This window comes from Arthrobacter sp. NPDC097144, assembly GCF_044762205.1.
In the GTDB taxonomy this organism is placed as follows: domain Bacteria; phylum Actinomycetota; class Actinomycetes; order Actinomycetales; family Micrococcaceae; genus Arthrobacter_B.
The window spans coordinates 78,642-102,668 of the sequence record NZ_JBIWDW010000001.1 but is presented as its reverse complement, the minus strand read 5'-3'; the positions used below and the strand labels follow the sequence as shown (position 1 = coordinate 102,668).

The 24,027-nt window shown below is 65.6% G+C and carries 22 protein-coding genes; 19 read left to right on the top strand and 3 right to left on the bottom strand.

Features of this window, described 5'->3' with window-relative positions:
• Positions 1-17: 17 nt before the first annotated feature.
• The 6 genes from ACIQXM_RS00480 to ACIQXM_RS00455 all read left to right on the top strand — a co-directional run bounded on the left by ACIQXM_RS00480 (position 18) and on the right by ACIQXM_RS00455 (position 6,113).
• Positions 18-308, top strand: coding sequence for a YciI family protein (locus ACIQXM_RS00480; RefSeq protein WP_400926024.1), 291 nt, complete (start codon positions 18-20; stop codon positions 306-308).
• 131 nt (positions 309-439) lie between these two features.
• Positions 440-1,606, top strand: coding sequence for a flavodoxin-dependent (E)-4-hydroxy-3-methylbut-2-enyl-diphosphate synthase (gene ispG / locus ACIQXM_RS00475; protein ID WP_400927667.1), 1,167 nt, complete (start codon positions 440-442; stop codon positions 1,604-1,606).
• The gene (locus tag ACIQXM_RS00470) at positions 1,560-2,483 is read left to right on the top strand and encodes a GNAT family N-acetyltransferase (RefSeq protein ID WP_400926021.1); all 924 of its coding nucleotides are present in this window, start codon (positions 1,560-1,562) and stop codon (positions 2,481-2,483) included. Before ispG ends, ACIQXM_RS00470 begins: the two co-directional genes overlap by 47 nt.
• A 50-nt stretch (positions 2,484-2,533) precedes the next feature.
• Positions 2,534-3,280, top strand: coding sequence for a hypothetical protein (locus tag ACIQXM_RS00465; RefSeq protein WP_400926018.1), 747 nt, complete (start codon positions 2,534-2,536; stop codon positions 3,278-3,280).
• 226 nt (positions 3,281-3,506) lie between these two features.
• Positions 3,507-5,306, top strand: a complete 1,800-nt coding sequence (locus ACIQXM_RS00460) for a proline--tRNA ligase (RefSeq protein WP_400926015.1) — start codon at positions 3,507-3,509, stop codon at positions 5,304-5,306.
• 9 nt (positions 5,307-5,315) lie between these two features.
• A complete protein-coding gene (locus tag ACIQXM_RS00455) occupies positions 5,316-6,113 on the top strand; it encodes a sulfite exporter TauE/SafE family protein (RefSeq protein WP_400926012.1) in 798 nt (265 codons plus the stop codon).
• 12 nt (positions 6,114-6,125) lie between these two features.
• Here ACIQXM_RS00455 and ACIQXM_RS00450 read toward each other — a convergent pair whose 3' ends face one another.
• Both ACIQXM_RS00450 and ACIQXM_RS00445 read right to left on the bottom strand, forming a co-directional pair.
• Positions 6,126-7,076, bottom strand: a complete 951-nt coding sequence (locus ACIQXM_RS00450; protein ID WP_400926010.1) for an aminoglycoside phosphotransferase family protein — start codon at positions 7,074-7,076, stop codon at positions 6,126-6,128.
• Positions 7,077-7,078: 2 nt separating this feature from the next.
• The gene (locus tag ACIQXM_RS00445) at positions 7,079-8,326 is read right to left on the bottom strand and encodes a DUF4439 domain-containing protein (RefSeq protein WP_400926005.1); all 1,248 of its coding nucleotides are present in this window, start codon (positions 8,324-8,326) and stop codon (positions 7,079-7,081) included.
• Positions 8,327-8,414: 88 nt separating this feature from the next.
• On the opposite strand from ACIQXM_RS00445, the gene rimP reads away from it, so the two are divergent.
• The 5 genes from rimP to rbfA all read left to right on the top strand — a co-directional run bounded on the left by rimP (position 8,415) and on the right by rbfA (position 14,181).
• Positions 8,415-9,044, top strand: a complete 630-nt coding sequence (rimP, locus tag ACIQXM_RS00440) for a ribosome maturation factor RimP (RefSeq protein ID WP_400926003.1) — start codon at positions 8,415-8,417, stop codon at positions 9,042-9,044.
• Entirely contained in the window at positions 9,045-10,016 is a 972-nt protein-coding gene (gene nusA, locus ACIQXM_RS00435; protein ID WP_400926000.1) for a transcription termination factor NusA, read from the top strand.
• Between the two features lie 49 nt (positions 10,017-10,065).
• A complete protein-coding gene (locus tag ACIQXM_RS00430) occupies positions 10,066-10,443 on the top strand; it encodes a YlxR family protein (protein ID WP_400925998.1) in 378 nt (125 codons plus the stop codon).
• Between the two features lie 129 nt (positions 10,444-10,572).
• On the top strand, positions 10,573-13,515 hold the full coding sequence (infB, locus tag ACIQXM_RS00425; protein WP_400925995.1) for a translation initiation factor IF-2: 2,943 nt from the start codon (positions 10,573-10,575) through the stop codon (positions 13,513-13,515).
• 201 nt (positions 13,516-13,716) lie between these two features.
• Positions 13,717-14,181: a 30S ribosome-binding factor RbfA gene (gene rbfA, locus ACIQXM_RS00420; protein ID WP_400925992.1), complete on the top strand. Its 465-nt coding sequence runs from the start codon at positions 13,717-13,719 to the stop codon at positions 14,179-14,181.
• A gap of 441 nt (positions 14,182-14,622) precedes the next feature.
• Here the strand turns inward: rbfA and ACIQXM_RS00415 are convergent, their stop codons facing one another.
• Entirely contained in the window at positions 14,623-15,840 is a 1,218-nt protein-coding gene (locus ACIQXM_RS00415) for a pyridoxal phosphate-dependent aminotransferase (protein ID WP_400925989.1), read from the bottom strand.
• A 64-nt stretch (positions 15,841-15,904) separates the two neighbouring features.
• Here ACIQXM_RS00415 and truB point away from each other — a divergent pair, with 64 nt between their 5' ends.
• From truB to ACIQXM_RS00375, 8 genes are all read left to right on the top strand, one after another.
• On the top strand, positions 15,905-16,846 hold the full coding sequence (truB, locus tag ACIQXM_RS00410) for a tRNA pseudouridine(55) synthase TruB (protein WP_400925986.1): 942 nt from the start codon (positions 15,905-15,907) through the stop codon (positions 16,844-16,846).
• Entirely contained in the window at positions 16,847-17,221 is a 375-nt protein-coding gene (locus ACIQXM_RS00405) for a hypothetical protein (RefSeq protein WP_400925984.1), read from the top strand.
• On the top strand, positions 17,218-17,676 hold the full coding sequence (locus ACIQXM_RS00400) for a hypothetical protein (RefSeq protein ID WP_400925981.1): 459 nt from the start codon (positions 17,218-17,220) through the stop codon (positions 17,674-17,676). The genes ACIQXM_RS00405 and ACIQXM_RS00400 overlap by 4 nt, the downstream gene beginning before the upstream one ends.
• Positions 17,677-17,790: 114 nt before the next feature.
• Positions 17,791-18,510 carry a DUF4345 domain-containing protein gene (locus ACIQXM_RS00395; RefSeq protein ID WP_400925978.1) on the top strand — a complete coding sequence of 240 codons (720 nt, stop codon included), beginning with the start codon at positions 17,791-17,793 and terminating at the stop codon, positions 18,508-18,510.
• Between the two features lie 106 nt (positions 18,511-18,616).
• A complete protein-coding gene (locus ACIQXM_RS00390; RefSeq protein ID WP_400925975.1) occupies positions 18,617-19,621 on the top strand; it encodes a bifunctional riboflavin kinase/FAD synthetase in 1,005 nt (334 codons plus the stop codon).
• 134 nt (positions 19,622-19,755) lie between these two features.
• Entirely contained in the window at positions 19,756-20,025 is a 270-nt protein-coding gene (gene rpsO, locus ACIQXM_RS00385; protein ID WP_104055387.1) for a 30S ribosomal protein S15, read from the top strand.
• Positions 20,026-20,340: 315 nt separating this feature from the next.
• Positions 20,341-22,566, top strand: coding sequence for a polyribonucleotide nucleotidyltransferase (locus ACIQXM_RS00380; RefSeq protein ID WP_400925972.1), 2,226 nt, complete (start codon positions 20,341-20,343; stop codon positions 22,564-22,566).
• Complete coding sequence (locus ACIQXM_RS00375) at positions 22,567-23,964, top strand: M16 family metallopeptidase (protein WP_400925969.1); 1,398 nt, start codon at positions 22,567-22,569, stop codon at positions 23,962-23,964.
• Positions 23,965-24,027 lie beyond the last annotated feature (63 nt).

Genomic DNA, 24,027 nt, shown 5'->3' with positions numbered 1-24,027 from the left:
TCCCGTAGGGTGGAGCAATGAGCATTTTCGCAGTTGAATACGTGTACGACTCAGACTCCGCCGCGATCCGCGATGAGCACCGCCCCCGCCACCGTCAGTGGCTTGCCGAGCTGGCAGAGGAAGGCCGGATGCTTGCCTCCGGTCCGTTCCTGGACGGCGCCGGCGCCCTCCTGATCTTCACCGCGGAAGATGAGTCGGACCTCATGTCCCTGCTCAAGCAGGATCCCTTTGCTTCAGTTGGAGCCATCTCCGGCATGAAAACCACTGCGTGGGCCCCGGCCGTGGGCGCCTTCGCGCACCTGGTCTAAATCCACAGCTCTAAGCTCAGAACGATATTCGTACATCCCGCACCGGTGCGGGTGGATAATGGACTAGCGCATCTTTAGCGGCGCATTAGCTTCAGTCGAAATTACTGCCGATAAGGCACATGGAGGACGTTTTGACCTCGGTCAACCTTGGAATGCCAGCAGCACCGCCGCCCACCCTTGCACCGCGGCGCAAAACCCGCCAGATCAAAGTGGGCTCGGTGGGGGTTGGTTCAGACTTCCCTATCAGCGTTCAGTCCATGACCACCACGCCCACCACGGACATCAACGCCACCCTGCAGCAGATTGCGGAGCTTACGGCGTCCGGCTGTGACATTGTCCGCGTGGCATGCCCCAGCGCCGATGATGCAGCGGCCCTGCCCATCATCGCGAAGAAGTCGCAGATCCCCGTGATCGCGGACATCCACTTCCAGCCGAAGTACGTCTTTGCGGCCATTGAGGCCGGCTGTGCGGCTGTCCGGGTGAACCCGGGCAACATCCGCAAGTTCGATGACCAGATCAAGGAAATCGCCCAGGCAGCCAAGGACCACGGCACCTCCATCCGGATCGGCGTCAACGCCGGCTCGCTGGATCCCCGCCTGCTCGCGAAGTACGGCAAGGCCACCCCCGAAGCCCTGGTGGAATCAGCCGTGTGGGAAGCGTCCCTCTTTGAGGAACACGACTTCCACGACTTCAAGATCTCCGTCAAGCACAACGACCCCGTGGTCATGGTGCGCGCTTATGAGCTGCTCGCTGAACGCGGCGACTGGCCCCTGCACCTGGGCGTGACTGAGGCAGGCCCCGCCTTCCAGGGCACCATCAAGTCCGCCACCGCCTTTGGTGCGCTGCTGTCCAAGGGCATCGGCGACACCATCCGCGTCTCTCTCTCCGCTCCGCCGGTGGAGGAAGTCAAGGTCGGCAACCAGATCCTGCAGTCGCTCAACCTGCGCCCGCGCAAGCTGGAGATCGTGTCCTGCCCGTCCTGCGGCCGCGCCCAGGTGGACGTGTACACTCTCGCTGAGCAGGTAACCGCCGGTCTGGAAGGCATGGAAGTTCCGCTCCGCGTCGCCGTCATGGGCTGCGTCGTCAACGGACCGGGCGAAGCCCGCGAAGCTGACCTCGGCGTTGCCTCCGGCAACGGCAAGGGACAGATTTTTGTGAAGGGGGAAGTCATCAAGACTGTCCCTGAGGATCAGATTGTTGAGACCCTCATTGAAGAGGCTATGAAGATCGCAGAGAGCATGGGGGAGTCCGATGGCGAAGATGCTGGCACGGGTGGCCCCATGGTTGTTGTCGGCTAAGACCGCTGACTCCGGCGGACCGAACGTCCGCGGGGCCAGCTCCGGCGCGCTCCGCCTTCTGGGCAAGGAGGACACCGATGCCCTGTGGTCCCTCGCGGAGCAGGACCCGGTAGCCAACATCTTCCTGCTCTCCCATCTCGAAACAACCCGCACCGCTGCGCCCACGCCGGCCGGCGGGCGGGTTGTCGGCGTTTTCGACGACGCCGGCGCCCTGACTGCCGCCTGCTGGGCCGGTGTCAATGTGGTCCCGGTGGGCGTGAGCGCCGAAAACGGACCCGAGATCGGACAGTTCCTGGCCCGGTCAGGGCACCGCTATTCCTCCATCTTCGGTCCGGCCGAAGCCGTGCTGTCCATCTGGTCCGAGCTGCAGCATTCCAGCCCCCGGCCCTTCGATGTGCGCAGCGACCAGCCGCTGCTGCAGATGACCGGGCTGTCACCGGTACAACCGGCGCCCGGACTGCGCTATGCGCAGCCGTCCGAACTTGATGTTCTGCTCCCTGCCTGCGCTGCCATGTTTGAGGAGGAAGTGGGATATTCGCCCCTGGCAGGCGGCGGCCACCACTACCGGCAGCGGGTGAAATCCCTCATTGCCCGGCGGCAGTCCCTGGTGGATTTTGATTCTTCCGGGCAGGTGGTGTTCAAGGCGGAACTGGGAACGGTGTCCACCGGTGCGGTGCAGATCCAGGGTGTCTGGATGAACCCCGCTTACCGCGGCCGCGGGCTCAGCGCCTCCTACATGTCCGCCGTGGTGGAGGCTGCCCGGCAGGTTGCGCCGCTGGTGAGTCTCTACGTCAATTCCTACAACGCACCGGCCCGTGCCACCTACGAAGCCGTGGGGTTTGAACAGGTAGGCACTTTTGCCACCATCCTCTTCTGACGGAACGCCCGCCCTAACTGACTGACACCACCCGGGGGAAAAGAAACATCATGAACAACACCATGAAGACCGGAGCGCTCTGCCTGGCCGGGATCCTGGCCCTTTCAGCCTGCAGCTCCGGCGAGAGTGCCTCTTCGGCTTCCCCCGCCTCGCAGGCTTCATCTGCTTCCGCACCGGCCTCATCCGCGCCCTCCTTCACGCCTGCTCCGGCGGCAGGCCGGGAGCAGTACACGGCGGATGAGCTTGAGGCGGCACTCACCGCAGTTAAAGCCGGCCAGGGACTGAACGGCGAAGTGCGGAACGACGCCGCCGTGCGCCCCCTGCTGGCCGAGAATCCCTTCACGGGCGTGACCATTGCGCCGGAGCAGTGCCGCAGCCTTATGTCGTCTTTCCTTGACGAGAAAATCTCTGCCGGAAATCTTGCCGCCGTGGGGCTGGAGGGCTCCGACATGCTGATGCTGATCAGCTACGACAATGCGTCAGCGCCGAATCAGCAGACCGAGGGCAGCAGGCAGCTCATCAAGGACTGCGGGAACTTCACGGCGGAGCTGGGCGGGACGGCAATCGACGGTTCAGTGGAAACCATTGACGCCTCAACGCAGGCACCGTCCACTCAGGCTTTCCGGACTGAGCTCAGCCGGGATGGAAAACCCCTGGGGACGGTAATCCAGGTCAGCGCCGTCTCGGGCACCGTCAACGCCGGCGTGACTCTGTTTGACCCCGAAGATGAGGACGCTGCGGTGGCGGCCGCCGAGACGACCATTAACGCGGCGCTGGCCGAACTCGAAAAGAACTAACCTGCCCCGGGTCGGATCCCGCTGCCGGAGCAGGGGACACCGGGACACGGGGGACACCGGGACAGGGGGACGCCGGGGCAGGGCCTGCGGTGCAGGCCGGGCCCCGCCGTCGTCCTGCCGCATGTCCGGGAGCAGGGGCAGCACGCGCTAGATTAGAGGGGAGCAGTATTTCCCTCATTTGTCCCAGCATGAATGCAGCCACCGGCTGCAGAAACGGATTCCCAGCGTGGTCCTTCGACTTTCCACTCTTTTCCTGCGCACATTGCGCGACGACCCCTCCGACGCGGACGTCGCCAGCCACCGCCTGCTGGTGCGTGCCGGCTACATCCGCCGCGCCGCCCCCGGCATCTACTCATGGCTGCCGCTGGGCCTGCGCGTCCTGAACAAGGTGGAGACCATCATCCGCGAGGAAATGGCCGCCATCGGAGCCCAGGAAGTGCACTTCCCGGCCCTGCTCCCGCGCGAACCGTACGAAGCCACCAACCGCTGGACCGAATACGGAGACAATCTGTTCCGGCTGCAGGACCGCAAGGGCAACGACTACCTGCTGGCTCCCACCCACGAGGAAATGTTCGCGCTGCTGGTCAAGGACCTCTACAGCTCCTACAAGGACCTGCCGGTCTCGCTGTTCCAGATCCAGAACAAGTACCGTGACGAAGCCCGTCCCCGCGCCGGCCTGCTGCGCGGCCGCGAATTCATCATGAAGGATTCCTACTCCTTCGACATTGACGACGAGGGCCTGGAGGCCAGTTACCAGGCGCACCGCGGCGCCTACCTGCGCATCTTCGAACGCCTCGGCCTGGAAATCGTGGTTGTCTCCGCAGTCTCCGGTGCAATGGGCGGGTCCAAGAGCGAAGAGTTCCTGCACCCGACTCCGGTGGGCGAAGACACTTACGTGCGGTCCGCCGGCGGCTATGCAGCCAACGTCGAAGCCGTCACCACCGTGGCCCCGGCCGAGATCGACTACTCCGCTGCTCCGGCCGCGCAGGTGGTGGACACCCCGAACACTCCCACGATCGAAACCCTGGTGGCCGAGGCCAATGCACGGTTCGGCCGCGAATCGGGCGAATGGACTGCTGCCGACACCCTGAAGAACGTGGTCCTGGCCGTGACGCTGCCCACCGGCGAACGCCGGATCGTCGTCGTCGGCGTTCCCGGCGACCGCGCCGTGGACATCAAGCGCATCGAAGCGAACATCGCCGCGCATGTGGAAATCGGCGGCGAGCTCGAAGTTGAACCCGCCACCGACGAGGACATCAAGAAGCACCCCGGCCTGGTCAAGGGCTACATCGGCCCGGGACTGTCCCTCGCCGAACCCGTCCTGGGCACCGAATCCTCCACCGGCCTGCTGTACCTGGTGGATCCGCGCGTGGTCTCCGGCACCAGCTGGATCACCGGAGCCAATGTCGCCGGCAAGCACGTGATCGGGCTGGTAGCCGGCCGCGACTTCACCTGGGACGGCGTCATCGAGGCCGTTGAGGTGCGCGAAGGCGACGAGGCTCCGGACGGAACCGGCCCGCTGGAAGCCGCCCGCGGCATCGAGATGGGCCACATCTTCCAGCTCGGACGTAAGTACGCCGAGGCGCTGGGTGTGAAGGTGCTGGACAAGAACGGCAAGCTGGTCACGGTCACCATGGGCTCCTACGGTGTGGGTGTTACCCGCGCGGTCGCCGCGCTGGCCGAGTCCAACCACGATGACAAGGGCATTATCTGGCCGCGCGCCGTCGCCCCGGCCGACGTCCACGTGGTGGCCACCGGACGCGGCGAGGAGATCTTCGAGGCGGCTGCCAAGCTGTCCGGGGAACTCGAAGCCGCAGGACTGGAAGTCATCTACGATGACCGTCCCAAGGTCTCCCCGGGCGTGAAGTTCGGTGACGCCGAGCTCATCGGCGTTCCCACCATCCTGGTGGTTGGCCGCGGCCTGGCCGACGGCGTCGTAGAGGTCAAGGACCGCGCCACCGGCAACGCCGAAAACGTGCCCGTGGCTGAAGCGGTGGAGTACGTTCGCCGCGCAGCCGCACAGTAACGGCGCAGCGTGGTCTCCGGTCTCGAGGAGATTCAGCTCGCCACCATCCTCCTTGTGGTGGTGGCGGGCCTTGCTGCCGGCTGGATTGACGCCGTAGTGGGAGGCGGGGGGCTGCTGCAGCTTCCCGCCCTGCTGCTGATTCCGGGGATCACCCCGGTCCAGGCGCTGGCCACCAACAAGATGGGCTCCATCTTCGGCACCACCACCAGCGCCGTCACGTACTACCGCCGCGCCCACCCGGACCTGAAGACGGCACTGCCCATGGCCGCCGTCGCGCTGCTGGGCAGCTTCGGGGGCGCGGCGCTGGCTGTCTCCCTGCCGTCGTCGCTCTTCAAGCCCATCATCGTGGTGGCGCTGATTGCCGTGGCAATCTTTACGGCGCTTCGCCCCACAGTGGGGGAGCTGACCAAACTGCGGCACACCGGACGCCGGCACTACGGCACGGCAATCGGGATCGGCCTGGCCATCGGGTTCTATGACGGTTTGATCGGGCCCGGGACCGGCTCCTTTTTGATCATTGCCATGGTTACCTTCCTGGGCTACAACTTCCTGGCCGCGAGCGCCAAGGCAAAGATCGTGAACATGGCAACCAACCTCGGGGCCCTCGCGTTCTTCCTGCCCAACGGCGCCCTGCTCTGGGGCGTGGGACTCATCCTGGGCATTGCCAACATGGTCGGCGGCTATGTGGGTGCGCGGATGGCTGTCAAGCAGGGCAGCAAGTTCATCCGCATCGTGTTCCTGGTGGTGGTGGGTGCCTTGATCTGCAAGCTTGGCTACGACGTATGGGTGGAAAACGTCAGGGGATAACCGCCTGTCGAATTACCCGGCTACCGCAGCAGCCACCCACACGGAACGGTCGGCGTCGGCCCGCTGGCCGTTCCGGATGTAGTCCAGCGCATTCTCCACTTCCCGCAGCACGCTCCACTGCCGGGCCGCTTCATCATCCAGCCCCGCTGCGCTGCACAGCCGCTCCAGCCGCCTGCGCAGATCCGCCTGCGGCCGGTTTTGATCCAGCTCTTCCATCCGGTTCCACAGCATCGGAGCGACAGCAAATTCCGCCTCCCCGACCATGGCCTGCGGATCGATGGCCACGAATCCCTGCCCGGCGGAGGAACCGCCGTTCCGGTACAGGATGTTCTCAAAGTGCAGGTCCGTGTGGACCAAAACGTCGTTGCTGCTGCGGCGGCCAACGGCGCCGCGGGTCTGGCAAACCTCGAGGGCAGCCTCCAGCAGGGTCCGTTCAAAGGGCCGGCCCAGTTCTTCCCAGTCAGCCGGCAGTTCATCGGAGAGCTGTTCCACCCGTTCCGCCAGCGGCGGGATCCCGGCCCACAGCGGTGATTCCGTCACAGGGAGGGAGATTTTCCGCATCACGGCTCCCCATGCCTCCACTGCCGTTTCCATATCCGTGCTGCGCAGATCCCGACGGTGGTCCAGCCGTTCCAGCAGCAAAGTGCCGCTGGAGGCATCGCTGGCATACAGGTGCACGGCACCGTTTCCACCCCACAACGCCAGGGCGGGGGCCTCTGTCAGTGCTTCCTCGTGCGGATAGGCAACTTTCAGGACGGCGGGACCCCGGGGTGAGTGCACGGGCAGGACCAGGGCTCCGTGGCCGTGCCACGGTTCGGCACCGCGGGGCAGGTCCGGCGCTGCCTCCCATCGCTCCAGCGCCTCGGAAATGACAGCAGGCAGTCCGGCCAGCCAGTTCCGTCCTGCCCGGGTGCGGCCATAGCGCTGCGCAAGCGCACCGGGGATGCTGAGGGGAATGGGCATGGTCATCGGCCAGGGGACGCCGGCAGGCGGGGAAGTGCGGCGGGCTCGGCGTCGAGTCCCGGAGCCGCCGGCACGGGGAAAGCGGAAACGCCGGAACCGGACTCAGCAAAGATATCGGCGGCTGCCGTGTCCGCGTACAGGTCCGCGCTGACCTGAACCAGGCGCTGCGCAGCCAGTGCACGGACGCTTCCGGTGCCCAAGGCGGCCAGATCCGCGTAGACACCGGGAAGGGATCCTTCCAGGGCCGCCAGGGCCGAGGCAGGGTCCAGGGCGAACGACGACGGCAGGGAGTAAGCGGGCGCCGGAGTCAGCGCCGGCAGGCAGAGCTGAGGCAGCAGCTGCACAGCGAGGGCACCAGCCGCCAGGTGACCGTTCCGCGCTTCGCGAAGTGAGCTGCGTCCGGCCGGCTCGGGGGTACGTGCCATGGCCACTTCATAGGCGTAGGCGGCGCCGTATTCAGCGTCCACGGCGCCCTGCAGGGCGCCCGCCGCATCAGGGCCGCCCTGCGCTTGGGCCGGAACCGTAACATCCTGCTCCCCGGGGCAGCTGCCGTCAGAAGCGGGATCCGAATCCCGGTCCGCGCCCGGCTGCGGGGCGCGGGGCGGTGTCCACGCTTCCGGTGCGGGCAGTCCTGCAGCGCCGGCGGCCCGGACAGCCAAAACCTGCTGTGCCGCACCGGTGGACGCAAGCAGGCGCGCCGTGCCGTCGTCGGCCCGCATTGCCGCATCCAAGCTGGCCCGGGCGGAATCGGACAGCGCCGCAACATACTCCTCGGCAGCTCCGGCGTGAGCTTCCGGAGAGGGGAGTGTGAAAGCGGGGATTCCCTCCGGCAGGCGTTCGGGCGAGGCGAGGAGCGCGGACTGTTCAGCGAGGATTCCCGCCTGGGCAGTGATCTCGGCGGCCAGAGTTTGAGCGACCTGAGTCTGAGCGGCCTGAGCTTGAGTGACCTGAGTCTGAGTGTCCCGGGGTGCGGCGGACTCCGCAGGGTTCCCGGAGAACTCCCTGGCCAGCCGGGAGAGCCCGGCTGCGGAAGCGCGTGCGTCGGCACGTGCGATCTCCGAAAAGCTGGCGGGCCGGTCCTCGGAGGGGGTGGTTCCGGCGGCGAGGTTGAAACTGAGGACCACGGCGGCCAGGACAGCCAGCAAAGTGGTACGCCTCACCCCGCCCAGGGCCGTCGTCGCCCGTCCGGCGCGGCCGGCCGCGGACTCTGCACGGTTCGGGGGCTTCTTCACTACATCTGATGATGCCATGAAACGAGCCCCCATCAGCGGCGATGCCGTAGGGACTCAGGAATGTCGGTACGCTAGTAGGTACAACATCATCTAGTGGGAGGCACCTATGGCGGTTCGGCCCAGCCCCAAAAAAGACACGTCATCGGATTACCGCAAGAAGGCCATGCACGCAGAAATCACCGCTGAAACCCAGCGCCTCAAGAACTTCCTTGCTCCCACGGTTGAACAGCAGCAGCTTTTCCTCGAGGACATCGAGATCAAAATGGCCGGTGCCACCCGCACCGTGCACATCATAGTGGACCTGCCCGAGGGAGAGGCCGGAGGCGTCAGCCTGGACCGGATCTCCGACGTTGCGCACGCTGTTTCGGAGGCCATGGATGCCGATCCCAATGACGACGGGCGCGCGTACAACTTGGAGGTTTCCTCTCCCGGTGTGTCGCGTCCCCTGACGGAACCGCGCCATTGGCGGCGCAACGTGGGACGCATGATCCGGGTAAACCTGGTGGCCGGCGACGACATCACGGGCCGTTTGGTCTCCGTGGAAGAGAACGGCATCACCCTGATACCGGAACTGCCGGTGAAAAAGGGCATGAAGCCCAAGCAGGGCGCGCAGGCCACTGTGCCGTTCAGCAACATCCGCAAAGGACGCGTCGAAGTCGAATTCGCGCATATTGACGACGTACCGCTGGACGGCCCTGCCGACAGCGATGAAGAAACCACAGCTGAGGAGGCCTAAATGGATATTGATATGAGTGCGCTGAGGCTGCTGGAACGCGAACGGGAGATCCCCCTGGATCTGTTGATTCCGACCATTGAGCAGGCGCTTTTGGTGGCTTACCACAAGACGTCCGGTGCGCAGGACAAAGCCCGCGCCGAACTGGACCGCAAGAATGGCCACGTCACGATCTGGGCCACGGAAGTGGACGACGACGGCGAGCCCGTGGGCGAGTTTGACGACACCCCCACCGGTTTTGGCCGCATCGCAGCAAGCACTGCCCGGCAGATCATCCTGCAGCGGCTGCGCGACGTCGAAGACGACGCCATCGTGGGGGAGTTCAAGGGCCGCGAGGGCGAAATCGTCTCCGGACAGATCCAGCAGGGCAACAACCCGCACATGATCCAGGTGAACCTGGGTGCCGTGGAGGCGCTGCTGCCCCCCACCGAGCAGGTTCCGGGCGAGAAGTACACCCACGGCTCCCGGCTGCGCGCCTTCGTGGTTGATGTGCGCCGCGGCTTCAAGGGCCCGTCCATTACGCTTTCCCGGTCCCACCCGGGCCTGGTGCGCAAGCTCTTTGAGCTGGAGGTTCCTGAAATTGCGGACGGCAGCGTGGAGATTGTGGCCCTGGCCCGCGAAGCCGGCCACCGCACCAAGATCGCCGTCAAGGGCAACGTTCCGGGCATCAATGCCAAGGGCGCCTGCATCGGCGAAATGGGTTCGCGTGTCCGTGCGGTCATGACTGAACTCCACGACGAAAAGATCGACATCGTGGACTTCAGTGAGGATCCGGCAACGTTCATTGCCAACTCCCTGTCGCCGTCGCGCGTCAACTCCGTGACCATCACGGACGAGGAAACCCGCTCCGCGCAGGTCGTGGTTCCCGACTACCAGCTCTCGCTGGCAATCGGCAAGGAAGGGCAGAACGCGCGCCTGGCGGCCAAGCTGACCGGGTGGCGCATCGACATCGTTTCCGACGCGAAGAACGCCTAAGCAAGCAGGTTGGCGCGTGGATGCGGCACACGGAGAGAAACGCGTTAGAATGGACAAGGCCGGGTCACCGTCCGCTTTCTTTTTGTCCCCTGCAGCCTCAGGCGCTGCAGCGCATGTCCCGCAGAGGACGTGCATCGGGTGCAGGAAAACGGATGACCAGGCTGTACTGATGCGGCTGGTGGCCGTGAACCGGGAAGGCAAAACTGCCGTCCGTGTTGACGAAAACCGCCGCATGTCTGGCCGCGGCGCCTGGGTGCACCGCGGGACAGCATGCTTTGCAGCAGCGCTTCGGCGACGCGCGTTCAACCGGGCCTTTCGGGGACCGGTGGACACCGCGGACGCGGAAGCTTGGTTCAAGGCTCTTGAGTACGCTCCGACCGGGAGCGGGCTCGAAACCGTCCAACCTGGAAGCGGGTCAGCAATCTGATGGAAACCCGATGAGTACCCAGCGATGAGTACTTTGTGCTCTGTGATGGGCTTTGCTGCGACTGCAGTGGAAGCCCGCAGGAAATAGACGGTTCGTACCTGGCTCGGTGCGGACCGAGACAGGAGAAATGTGGCCAAGGTCCGCGTACACGAGCTCGCCAAAGAGCTCGGCATCACCTCGAAGGATGCAGTTGCAAAACTGCAGGAACTGGGCGAATTCGTCCGTTCCGCTTCATCAACAATTGAGGCACCCGTAGTCAAGAAACTTCGCGGCGCTTTCCCGGCGTCCGAATCGAAGTCCGATTCCAAGCCCGCGGCATCCGCAGGCACCCCGGGCCCCCGCCCGTCGGCAGCACCCGCTGCTCCGGCACCGGCGGCACCCACCCCCGCCGCATCGGCTCCGGCTCCGGCCGCTCCCGCTCCGGCAGCACCGGCTCCGGCAGCTTCAGCTGCTCCGGCACCGGCGGCACCCGCCCCGGCAGCTCCGGCTTCGGAGGCTCCGGCCCCCGCTGCGCAGAAGCCTGCCGCTGCTCCGACTCCGGGCGCCAAGCCCGGTGCCCGTCCGGCTCCCAAGGCCCCCGAGGCCGAAAAGACTGCTCCTGCCGCCGAAACCGGCACCCGCAGCAATGCTCCCCGTCCGGGTGCACCGCGTCCAGCGGCACGTCCGGGCAACAACCCGTTCGCTCCTTCGCAGGGCATGCCGCGACCCCGCGGCCGCGGCGAGAACGACCGGGGAACCGGCGCACCGCGTCCGGGCAACAACCCGTTTGCTCCGTCCCAGGGAATGCCCCGTCCGGGCCGCCGTGACGAGAACACCGAGCGTCCGGCAGCAGCCGGCGCCGGCGGTCCCCGTCCGGCAGCAGGTTCGGGCGGCCCGCGTCCGGGCGCTCCGCGTCCCGGTGCACCCCGTCCGGGCGCCCCGCGTCCGGCCTCGGCACGTCCCGCCGGTCCCGGCGGTCCCCGTCCGACTCCGGGCATGATGCCCAACCGCACTGAGCGTCCGGCAGCCCCGGCACGCGGCGGAGCAGGCGGCGGACCCCGCAGGGGACCGGGCGGCGCTCCGGGCGGAGCTCCCGGTGCAGGCGGCGGCGCACCCGTTGGCGGCGGCTTCGGCAAGGGCGGCCGCGGACGCGGCGGCACTGCCGGTGCTTTCGGCAAGGGCGGCGCAGGACGCGGCAAGCAGCGCAAGTCGAAGCGGGCAAAGCGGCAGGAACTGGAGCAGATGTCAGCTCCGTCGCTGGGCGGCGTTTCGGTGCCCCGCGGCGACGGCAACACTGTTGTCCGGCTGCGCCGCGGTGCGTCCATTACGGACTTTGCCGACAAGATTGAGGCAAACCCGGCAGCACTGGTGACCGTACTGTTCCACCTCGGTGAAATGGCAACGGCCACTCAGTCCCTGGACGAAGAGACGTTCGGCGTCCTGGGTTCGGAACTGGGTTACAAGATCCAGGTTGTCTCGCCGGAAGACGAAGAGCGCGAACTGCTGAGCACCTTCGACATCGACTTCGATGCCGAGCTGGAAGCAGAAGGCGACGAAGACCTCGAGGCACGTCCTCCGGTAGTCACCATCATGGGTCACGTTGACCACGGTAAGACGCGCCTGCTGGATGCCATCCGCAACACCAAGGTGGTTGAAGGTGAAGCCGGCGGCATCACCCAGCACATCGGTGCCTACCAGATCCAGTTCGATCACGAGGGCACTACCCGTCCGATCACCTTCATTGACACCCCGGGCCACGAGGCGTTCACCGCCATGCGTGCACGTGGTGCCAAGGTGACCGACATCGCCGTCCTGGTTGTCGCAGCCGACGACGGCGTCATGCCGCAGACGATTGAAGCGCTGAACCACGCCCAGGCAGCAGATGTGCCGATCGTGGTCGCAGTGAACAAGATCGACAAGGAAGGCGCCAACCCGGAGAAGGTCCGCGGCCAGCTGACCGAATACGGCCTGGTTCCCGAAGAATACGGTGGCGACACCATGTTCGTAGAGGTCTCTGCCCGCCAGAACCTCAACATTGACGCCCTGCTCGAGGCCGTGCTGCTTACCGCAGACGCTGCTCTGGACATGCGCGCCAACCCGAACAAGGACGCCCGCGGTATCGCCATCGAAGCGAACCTGGACAAGGGCCGCGGTGCAGTTGCCACCGTCCTGGTCCAGTCCGGAACGCTGAAGGTCGGCGACACGATCGTGGCGGGAACGGCCCACGGCCGCGTCCGTGCCATGTTCGACGAGAACGGCGAGAATGTCACCGAAGCCGGGCCTTCCCGTCCGGTGCAGGTGCTGGGTCTGTCCAACGTTCCCCGCGCCGGTGACACGTTCTTCGTGACCGACGACGAGCGCACCGCCCGCCAGATCGCTGAAAAGCGTGAAGCAGCGGACCGCAACGCCGCCCTGGCCAAGCGCCGCAAGCGCATCAGCCTCGAAGACTTCGATCAGGCTGTGGCCGACGGCAAGGTCGACACCCTCAACCTCATCCTCAAGGGTGACGTTTCCGGTGCCGTGGAAGCCCTGGAAGACTCGCTGCTCAAGATCGACGTTGGCGAAGGCGTGCAGCTGCGCGTCATCCACCGCGGCGTCGGTGCCATCACGCAGAACGACGTCAACCTGGCGACTGTGGACAACGCAGTCATCATTGGCTTCAACGTCAAGCCTGCCGAGCGCGTTGCCGACCTGGCAGAGCGCGAAGGCGTGGACATGCGCTTCTACTCCGTCATCTACGCAGCAATTGATGACATTGAGCTTGCACTCAAGGGCATGCTCAAGCCTGAGTACGAAGAGGTCCAGCTCGGCACCGCCGAGGTCCGCGAAGTCTTCCGTTCCTCCAAGTTCGGAAACATTGCCGGCTCGATCGTCCGCTCCGGTGTTATCCGGCGCAACGCCAAGGCACGGGTCACCCGCGACGGCAAGGTTATCGGCGAGAACCTCACCGTTGACTCGCTCAAGCGGTTCAAGGACGACGCCACCGAGGTCCGCACGGACTTCGAGTGTGGTATCGGTCTGGGCTCGTTCAACGACGTCAAGGAAGGCGACATCATCGAAACCTTCGAAATGCGGGAGAAGCCGCGCGTCTAGCAGTACCTTGCGGGGCCGCCGGTATTCCGGCGGCCCTGCCCCGGCGGAAGGGCCAGCAGCCATGGTGCGGCTGGCCCTCGCCGAGGTCGGCCCGGCTTCCGGATTGCTCCGGTCCTGCCCGCGCCGACACATCACGCACACGACTGACCGGCCTGCGCCGTCGTCGTGCTGCGAACCACAAAACTTAGTTAAGGAGAGGTAATGGCAGATCCAGCACGCGCTGCAAAGCTCGCTGACCGAATCAAGGTTGTAGTTGCCCAGGCGCTGGAACGGCGGATCAAGGATCCCCGGCTGGGGTTTGTGACCCTCACTGACGCCCGCGTCACCAATGACCTGCAGCACGCCACGCTGTATTACACAGTTTTCGGCGATGAAGCGCAGCAGGCCGACACCAGGGCAGCACTGGAGTCCGCCCGCGGAATCCTGCGCGCCGAGGTCGGCAAGAACATCACGGTGCGCCTGACGCCCACACTGGAATTCGTCCCTGACGAGATTCCCGTGAACGCCAGCCACCTTGAGGAACTGATCCGTGCCGCCAAGGCCCGCGATGCAGAGCTGGAGGCCCTCAAGAAGGGCGCCACCTATGCCGGCGACGCCGACCCGTACCGCAAGGACGAGGACTTCGAAGACGACGAGGAAACTCAGGCCGGCTCCGACGCCAAGTAGCCTTTTCGCAGATCAGATACAGAGGACGGTTTCCCCGCGGGGGAGCCGTCCTCTTTGCTGTGCCCCCTGGCCTCTGCCCGGCCGGTGGAACTGGTTCACTCGGCGGCTCCACGGGAGGCCCGGATCCTTCGTGCAGGTTCCGGGCTCATTTGGCGGTTCGTGGAATCCATAGCGCAGCACCCGGGCTCAAAGGCACGTTTTGGAGACGAATAAGCCCCTTAGCTGCACTACAAATCGCGCCATTCCCCGTGATCTGCACGAAGGATCGCACGGGCCTGACGGGGGGCCGACTGTCGAGGTCGTGCCCTTATGCCGCATCCACTGACGCGACGATGGCGTTTTGGGGCTTCGGAAGCGGCATTGTCTCTACACTCGGGACAGCCGGGGCAGCGGGGACAGCCCGAGTCACTCCGCGGCACGGGAAGGGCAAACGTGCGGCAACTACCTCGCCGAGGGAGCGATGAGATCGGAAGGGGCAGCGGGGCCGGCGCGGTCCGGAAGCCGTCCCAGCCCGGTCACCAGCTCCTCGCGGGATCCACACAGGGCGATCCGGATCCATCCTTCGCCGATGGAGCCGAAGGCAGTGCCCGGAGCCACGGCAACTCCCTGCCCGGCGAGGAACTTCCGCGCCCAGGCGCGGACGTCGCCCTCCGATGCGTGGGAGACGTCTGCCCAGAGATAGAACGCGCCCTGGGCCTTCAGATAGGGAATTCCCTTGGCGTCCAGAACGGCAGCGGCGGCGTCACGGTTGGCCCGGTAGTGCTCGGCGGCTTCGCTGACGTAGTCCTGCGGGCCGGTCAGGGCGGCCAGAGCAGCGTACTGCGACGGCGAGGCAACGCAGGACACGATCGACTCCATGACGGTGCTCATCTGCGTTTCGAGGCCGGCCGGAGTGATCAGGGCGCCGATCCGCAGGCCGGTCAGGCCGTAGGTTTTGGAAAGCGTCACGGACACAATGACGCGTTCCCCGCCGTCGGCCGGCTCATCGGAACCCGCCCCGGCGCCGTCGTACGCCAGCGGACTGACGTGGGGCACGTCGTAAGTGAACGCCTCGTAACACTCGTCCGAAATGATCCACAGGTCGCGTCGGCGGGCCAGCTGGACCAGGTCCGCCACGAGGTCTGCGCTGAAGACGGCGCCCAGCGGATTGGACGGGGAGTTCAGCAGCAGGACGCGGGTCCGCGGGGTAATCAGCGCCTCGATGTCCTCGATGCGCGGCTGGAAATCGTGTTCGGGGTACAGCGGATACTCCACCGGCGCCGCGTGCAGCAGCCGGGCCGTCATGGCGAAGGTGGGGTAGCCGGGATTCGGAATGAGGATTTCATCTCCTGCGTCCAGCAGCATGCTCATGGCCAGGTGCAGGCCCTGCTGGGCGCCGGACGTGACAAAGGCCCGGCCCGGGGCAATCTGAACGCTGTTCTGCCGGCCGGCGCGCTCCGCGAAGGCTGCGCGCAGCGGCATGATGCCGGCGTTGGGGGTGTAACCGGTCTCGTCCCGGCCCAGCGTTGCAGCGGCGGCTTCGAGGATGTGCGGGGGTGTGGGGAAGCCCGGTTCGCCAATGCTGAGCACAATCGAATTCGGCTGCGCCCAGGCAGACTGGGTGATTTCCCGGATCTGGTTGGCGGACGCATTCCGGATGTGGGGTGAGAGCTCAGGCATCTGTGCATCGTATCGCCACCGCGGCGTCAGGAAGCTCAAGCCGGGGCCGCATATACTGAAAGGCGTGAATTCCGGGCAGGTCCGTTCAGGGCTGATTATTGTGGACAAGCCGCAGGGATGGACCAGCCACGATGTGGTTGGCCGCCTGCGGAAACTAGCGGGAACCCGAAAAGTGGGGCATGCAGGGACATTGGATCCCATGGCCACCGGAGTGCTGGTGGTGGGCATCAACAAGGCCACCCGGCTGCTGACCTACATTGTGGGCACCTCCAAAACCTATGAAGCCACCATCCGGCTGGGCCAGTCAACGGTCACCGATGATGCCGAAGGCGAGATCACGGCCGAGACCATTGCGGCTGCGGTCACCGATGAGGACATCATGGCAGCCGTCGCCGATTTGACCGGCGACATCCAGCAGGTCCCCAGCAGCGTCAGCGCCATCAAGGTCAACGGCGAGCGCTCCTACGCCCGCGTGCGGGCCGGGGGAGAGGTCAACCTGCCCTCCCGTCCGGTGACGGTTTCCCGCTTCGAGGTGCACGATATCCGCCGTGAACACGGCGGGAAACTGCGCGACGTCGACGTCACCGTTGACTGCTCTTCCGGCACCTACATCCGTGCGCTGGCACGTGACCTGGGAGCTGCCCTGGGCGTTGGCGGCCACCTGACCGCTCTGCGCCGCACCTGCGTGGGCCCGTACGGCCTGGAGCAGGCTGCCACGCTGGAACAGCTGGCAGCGGACCTTACGGTCCTGGAGCTCGACGACGCCGCCCGGGCCCTGTTCCCGGTCCGTGAACTCACTGACGCGGAAGCAGCGGACCTTTCCCACGGCCGCCGCATCCCGCCGTCGGACATTGCCGGCGTCGACGCCGCGACCCCGGTTGCCGCCTTCGCTCCCAGCGGCACCCTGGTGGGACTGCTGGAGAACAGGGGGCAGGCCGGAGCGGCCTTCCCTGCCGCTTATGCCAAGGCCCTGCTGGTCTTCGCCCCGGGAAACGAGGCGGCGTAAGTGGTAGTCGATCCCCTGTTCATCGTGGGTGCCGTCGTCTGCCTTGTGTCGGTGGTGCTGTGTTTCGGTGCAGCCATCCTGAAGCACGGACCCAATGACCTCACCATTCTTTCCGTGGCGGCCGTGGAGCTCTTCCTCATTGTCTACGGTGTGGCTGCCGTTATCCGCCAGGTTGGCGGCGAAGGGGTCGCCGGAGAAGTCTGGGAGTTCTGGGGCTACCTTTTCACTGCCCTCATCGTTCCGATCGGCGCAACGTGGTGGTCCCTCATGGACCGCAGCCGCTGGAGCAACCTCGTCCTTGGTGCCGTGGGCATCACGGTATTTGTCATGCTGTTCCGGATGGAACAGATCTGGGATGGAGCCCCCCTCGCATGAATGGAAATAAGTCCGAACACGGTGCCGCCTCCGGCCGGGACGCGGCGCGGCCTGCAGCCCGCAACACCGGAGCGGGCCGCCTGCTGGTGGCGGTCTACGCCGTTTTTGCGCTGTCCTCAACCGCCCGCGCCGTGTTCCAGATAGCCACCAAGTTTGACCAGGCGCCGCTGGCGTACCTGCTCTCTGCTCTGGCTGCCGTGGTCTACATCGTTGCCACTGTGGGACTGTCCAAGTCCGGGGCGTCGTCCTACCGGGTGTCAGTTGCCGCCGTCGGCATTGAAATGGCCGGTGTGCTGGCCGTGGGCATCTTCGGGCTGGTGGACCCTGCCGCACTGCCCGATGACACCGTCTGGTCAGGGTTTGGAGCCGGCTACGGCTACGTCCCGCTGATCCTTCCCGTGCTCGGCCTGTGGTGGCTCTACCGGCACCGGGCGGACGCGTCGGCCCGCAGCTGAGCCAACCCGCCTAAATCAACCCGCGGCGCCCTGGCCGCCGGGATGCCTGATGCGTGAGACGATGGCAGAAGAATGCATCACATCCGCACGTTTTCCATTCCTCCAGGGGGAAAAATGAGCAACTCGGCTTCCACACCCAGTGACCGCCAAAGCGGAACCGGCCCCGGGCAGCCCGCCCAGGGTGCAGCCGCCCAGTCTTCCGGCCAGCAGCCTGTTGCCGGGGGTCGGAAACCGCATGTTCCCGGGGCCAGCCAGGAGCCCCGCCCCACCGAGCGGCTGCAGGTTCCCCCTGCAGGCAAGCCGTCCGGGACCACCGCAACAGGCACCGGCGGCAAGCCGCGGACCAAGGCCCGGAACAAGCCCTACAAGAGCAGCGATGACTGGGGTGTCTTCCGCGCCGTCGTCATTGGAGTGGGCGTCCTCATCGCCGGCGTCGGCATCTACTACCTGACCACCGGAACGGCGGGGGTAGCGGACACCGGCGGAGGAGAAGTCAACGCCTCGCTGGAATCCCAGTTCCGCTTCTTCTCGGCCATGATGGTGGGTGTCGGAGCGGCCTTCATCGCCATTGCCGTGAAGTTCCAGTGGGCCAACATGCTGTGGCTGGTCTGCCTCATGGTCTTCCTGGGAGGCATTGGGCGGGTGCTGTCCTGGGCCTTCAGCGGCACCCCGCACTACACGATGATCATCCTCATGATCCTGGAACTGGCGTTCCCGCCGGCCCTGCTGGTCTGGCACCGTTTCATCGCCAAGACGAGCGAACTGAAGCGGGAGTACAGCGAGGGTGCATCCGGCCCGCAGGGGACCGCTTCCGCCGGCGGTACGCAGGGCTGAACCTTTTTCGGCCATAATGGATAGGTCCGGTGCAGCCATGCGCTGCTCCGGCCGAATCTTCCGCGGCTTTGCCGCGACCCCGGAACGCCCGTCATAAGGAGCTTGTGTGCACTACTGGAATGGCCTGGCAGAGGTTCCTGCCGGCATTGGTCCGACAGTAGTCACGCTGGGCAACTTCGACGGCGTTCACGTGGGCCACCAGCACGTGCTGGACCGGCTGGTGAAGGTGGCCCGCGAAAAGGACGCCGCCGCTGTGGCGATTTCCTTCGATCCCCATCCGGCCCAGGTGCACCGCCCCGAGGCGGCCCCGGAGCTCATCATGGGAGCAGTGGACCGGCGCGAGGCACTGGCCGCCACCGGCCTGGACGGGCTGCTGATGATGCACTACGACCTGCAGCTGGCGTCCATGACCGCTGAAGAATTTGTCCGCTCGGTATTCGTGGACGGACTCCACGTCCGGGCGGTGGTCATCGGACATGATGTGCGCTTCGGGCGCGGCAACGCCGGGGACCTGCAGACAATGCGCGAGCTGGGCGACAAGCTCGGCTTTGAGGTCCAGGCAGTCGAGGATTTCGGTGCCCTGCCGCAGGGGACCGGCGCCGAGGGGTCAGCAGCGTCCGAAGGACGCCGCTGCTCCTCCACCTGGATCCGCGAAGCGCTGCGCAGCGGCGACGTACGCACCGCCGCCCGGCTGCTGGGCCGAACGCACCGCATGCGCGGAGAGGTCATCCACGGCGCTGCCCGGGGGCGCGAGCTCGGTTTTCCCACCGCAAACCTGGCCCCCGAAGCCAGCGGGCTGATCCCTGCGGACGGAATTTATGCCGGCTGGCTGGTCGACGAAGCCGGCATCCGCTGGCCCGCCGCCATCTCCGTTGGATCCAATCCCACCTTTGACGGTGTCAGCCGGCAGGTGGAAGCCCACGTGATTGACCGGCCGAACGAGAAGATCACCGATTTTGATCTGTACGGACAGCATGTGGTGGTGGAATTCGTGGAACGGCTCCGCGGCATGGTGGCGTACACCGGACCGGAGGCCCTGATTGAGCAGATGCGCCTTGACGTGGCGCGCACCAGGGATGTGCTTTCGACAGATAGCAGCGGGGACAGGTAAACTGTTATCAAATTCGGCTGCGGTCCGTGGCGGCTGAATTTCTTTGTGTCTTTCAGGACTTATCCTAAGGCACCAAGATCCCCGGCAGCGCAGTGCTGACTCGGGCCTCACGGCACAACTCTAGGAGAGTTACATTGGCACTTGATCCCGTAGTCAAGCAGGAAATCATCAAGGAATACGCTCGGGCCGAAGGCGACACCGGTTCGCCCGAGGTTCAGGTTGCAGTGCTTTCGCGCCGCATCCTCGACTTGACTGAACACCTGAAGACGCACAAGCACGACCACCACACCCGCCGCGGCCTGATGGCCATGGTTGGTCGCCGTCGTCGTATGCTTTCGTACCTCAAGGATACGGACATCACCCGCTACCGTGCGCTCATCGAGCGCCTCGGCCTGCGTAAGTAGTCTTTGGAGAGGGCGGCCCCTGCGTTTCGTGGGTGCCGCCCTTTTTCAGGCAGACATGGACACCGGCCTGACCGGAAGCGCACCTGCCCTCGAATGATCCAGGCACTACTGCAGTAACCAAGCACTACAGCACACATCAACAGGAGTCAGCCAGCATCGCAGCATTCGCGGTCCTCGGTAGTGGTCTCCGGGAGTTTCTGCCCGTGGACCTCGATCGAAGACCGGGTGTTGAACCGAACCGCTTACCAGCGGCGAACGCGTTTATTGGGACGGTGCTGGATGCCTCCGCCAACAAGGAAACGGAGGTGACTCTCTATGGAGGGTCCCGAAATTCAGTTCTCAGAAGCCGTCATTGACAACGGCAAATACGGCCAGCGCGTCATCCGCTTCGAAACCGGCCGTCTGGCCCAGCAGGCTGCAGGCGCAGCCACTGTTTACATCGACGATGACACCGTCCTGCTGTCGGCTACGTCCGCCGGCAAGTCCCCGCGTGAAGGCTTTGACTTCTTCCCGCTGACCGTGGATGTCGAAGAGCGGATGTACGCCGCCGGCCGCATCCCGGGCTCGTTCTTCCGCCGCGAAGGCCGCCCGTCCACCGAAGCCATCCTGGCCTGCCGCCTGATGGACCGCCCGCTGCGCCCCGCCTTCGTGAAGGGCCTGCGCAACGAGGTCCAGATTGTGGTCACCGTCCTGGCGATCAACCCCGACGTGCTGTACGACGTCGTTGCGATCAACGCTTCCTCCATGTCCACCCAGCTGAGCGGCCTGCCGTTCTCCGGTCCGATCGGCGGCGTCCGCGTTGCCCTGATCGACGACCAGTGGGTTGCCTTCCCGAAGCACTCCGAACTGGATCGCGCCGTGTTCTCCATGGTGGTTGCCGGCCGCATCGCCGGTGACGACGTCGCCATCATGATGGTGGAAGCCGAAGCCACCGACGCCGCCTGGAACCTCATCAAGGAAGAGGGCGCCACCGCCCCGACCGAAGAGGTTGTTGCCGAGGGCCTGGAAGCTGCCAAGCCGTTCATCAAGGTTCTGTGCGAAGCGCAGTCGGACCTGGCTGCCCGTGCCGCCAAGCCCACCGTCGAGTTCCCGATCTTCCTGGATTACCAGGACGATGTCTACGAAGCCGTGGAAGCCGCAGCCGCTGACAAGCTGGCCACGGTCTTCTCCATTGCTGACAAGCAGGAGCGCGACATTGCCGCCGACGAGCTCAAGGACGAAGTTGTGGCTTCGCTCTCCGAGCAGTTCGAGGGCCGCGAGAAGGAAATCTCCGCAGCCTTCCGCTCCGTCACCAAGCAGGTTGTGCGCCAGCGCATCCTGAAGGACCAGGTCCGCATCGACGGCCGCGGCCTGACGGACATCCGCCAGCTGACCGCCGAGGTTGAGGTCCTGCCCCGCGTGCACGGTTCAGCCATCTTCGAGCGCGGCGAAACCCAGATCCTTGGTGTCACCACGCTGAACATGCTCAAGATGGAACAGCAGATTGACTCGCTGTCGCCGGTAACGCGCAAGCGCTACATGCACAACTACAACTTCCCGCCGTACTCCACCGGTGAAACCGGCCGCGTGGGTTCGCCCAAGCGCCGCGAAATCGGCCACGGTGCCCTGGCAGAGCGTGCGCTTATGCCGGTGCTGCCGACGCGTGAGGAATTCCCCTACGCCATCCGCCAGGTCTCCGAAGCCCTGAGCTCCAACGGTTCCACCTCCATGGGTTCGGTCTGCGCCTCGACGCTGTCCATGCTCAACGCCGGTGTTCCGCTGCGCGCCCCGGTTGCCGGTATCGCCATGGGCCTGGTCTCCGACCAGGTTGACGGCGAAACCCGCTACGCCGCCCTGACCGACATCCTCGGCGCCGAAGATGCTTTCGGCGACATGGACTTCAAGGTTGCCGGTACCTCCGAGTTCGTCACGGCCATCCAGCTGGACACGAAGCTCGACGGCATTCCGGCTTCCGTGCTGGCAGCAGCACTGAAGCAGGCCCGCGAAGCCCGCCTGCACATCCTCGGTGTCATGGACGCTGCGATCGATACCCCGGACGAGCTCTCCGAGTACGCCCCGCGCATCATCTCGGTGAAGATCCCCGTGGACAAGATCGGCGAGGTCATCGGCCCGAAGGGCAAGATGATCAACCAGATCCAGGAGGACACCGGCGCTGACATCTCCATTGAAGATGACGGCACGGTCCTCATCGGCGCAACCAACGGCGAATCCGCCGAGGCTGCCCGTGCGGCGGTCAACGCGATCGCCAACCCGCAGGTCCCTGAGATCGGCGAGCGTTACCTCGGTACGGTTGTGAAGACCACCACGTTCGGTGCCTTCGTTTCCCTGACCCCGGGCAAGGACGGCCTGCTGCACATCTCCGAGCTGCGCAAGCTCGCCGGCGGCAAGCGCGTGGACAACGTTGACGAGGTTGTCTCCGTCGGCCAGAAGATCCAGGTGGAAATCACCAAGATCGATGACCGCGGAAAGCTTTCCCTGTCTCCGGTGGTTGCTGACGACGCCGAAGGCGCAGAAGCAGCGGAAGCCGAGTCTGCAGAGTAAATGCCGCATATTACTGATGGAAACCGTCCCGATGCCGGACATGCTCCGGCATCCGGGACGGTTGTCCGCCTTCCGCTGACCACTCTTCCCGGCGAACCGTCCCTGGTGACGGGCACTCCGGGAGGCGCCGTCGTCCGCCGTTCCGTCCTTCCGGGCGGGGTCCGCGTGCTGACCGAAGCCATGCCGGGCCAGCGGAGCGCCACCATCGGTTTTTGGGTTGGTGTCGGCTCGCGGGATGAAGCCGCGGGCCGGCACGGCTCAACCCACTTCCTTGAACACCTGCTGTTCAAGGGCACCACGCGCCGTTCCGCCCTGGATATCGCCCTGGCCTTTGACGAGGTCGGCGGGGAGTCCAATGCGGCCACGGCCAAGGAAAGCACCTGCTACTACGCCCGGGTGCTGGACAGTGATCTGCCGATGGCCATTGACGTCATCACGGACATGATCACCTCCGCGGTCCTTGACCCGGAGGAACTGGAACAGGAACGCGACGTCATCCTGGAAGAAATTGCCATGGATGCCGATGACCCCGCAGACCTGTGCCACGAAAAGTTCGCCGAAGCCGTGCTGGGCGACCATGCCCTGGGCCGGCCCATAGGCGGCACCCCCGAAGCCATCAAGAGTGTTCCGCGCGAAGCCGTGCTGGATCACTACCGGCGCTACTACCGCCCCTCGGAGCTGGTGGTCACCGCAGCAGGCGGCCTGGAGCACGACGACGTCTGCGCCATGGTGCTGGACGCCCTGAAGAAGGCGGGCTGGGACCTGTCCGAGGACGCTGCTCCGGCGGCCCGGCGCAACACTGAGCCTGCCGTCATCTCCGGCACCGCCGGCGTACAGGTCATCAACCGGCCCGTGGAACAGGCAAACGTGGTCATGGGGTGCCCGTCCCTGACGGCCACCGATGACCGCCGCTTTGCCATGAGCGTCCTGAACACCATCCTGGGCGGCGGCATGTCCTCGCGCCTGTTCCAGGAAATCCGCGAAAAGCGCGGCCTGGTGTACTCCACCTACTCCTTCTCCGCGTCCTACGCCGATGCCGGCTACTTCGGCATGTATGCAGGCTGCTCGCCCGCCAAGACCCGCCAGGTCATCGACCTGATGGGCAGCGAGCTGGAACGCCTGGCAGCGGACGGAGTGGATGAGGCGGAGCTGAAGAAGGCCCGCGGCCAGATTGCCGGCGGCATGGTTATGGCGCTGGAGGACTCCAGCTCCCGCATGTCCCGTCTCGGCCGGGCCGAGCTGGTCAGCGGAGAGTTCATCGACATTGACGAGTCCCTCGCCCGCATCGGCGCCGTCACCGCGGAGCAGGTGCAGGCGCTGGCCGCTGAACTCGCTGCCGCCCCGCGCACCATCACCGTGGTGGGCCCCTTCACGTCGAAGGAAGAACTGGGCTTCTAGCCTTCCCCCCGCGAGATAGCAGAAAGTGCGCTTCCCAGCCTTGGGAAGCGCACTTTCTGCTAT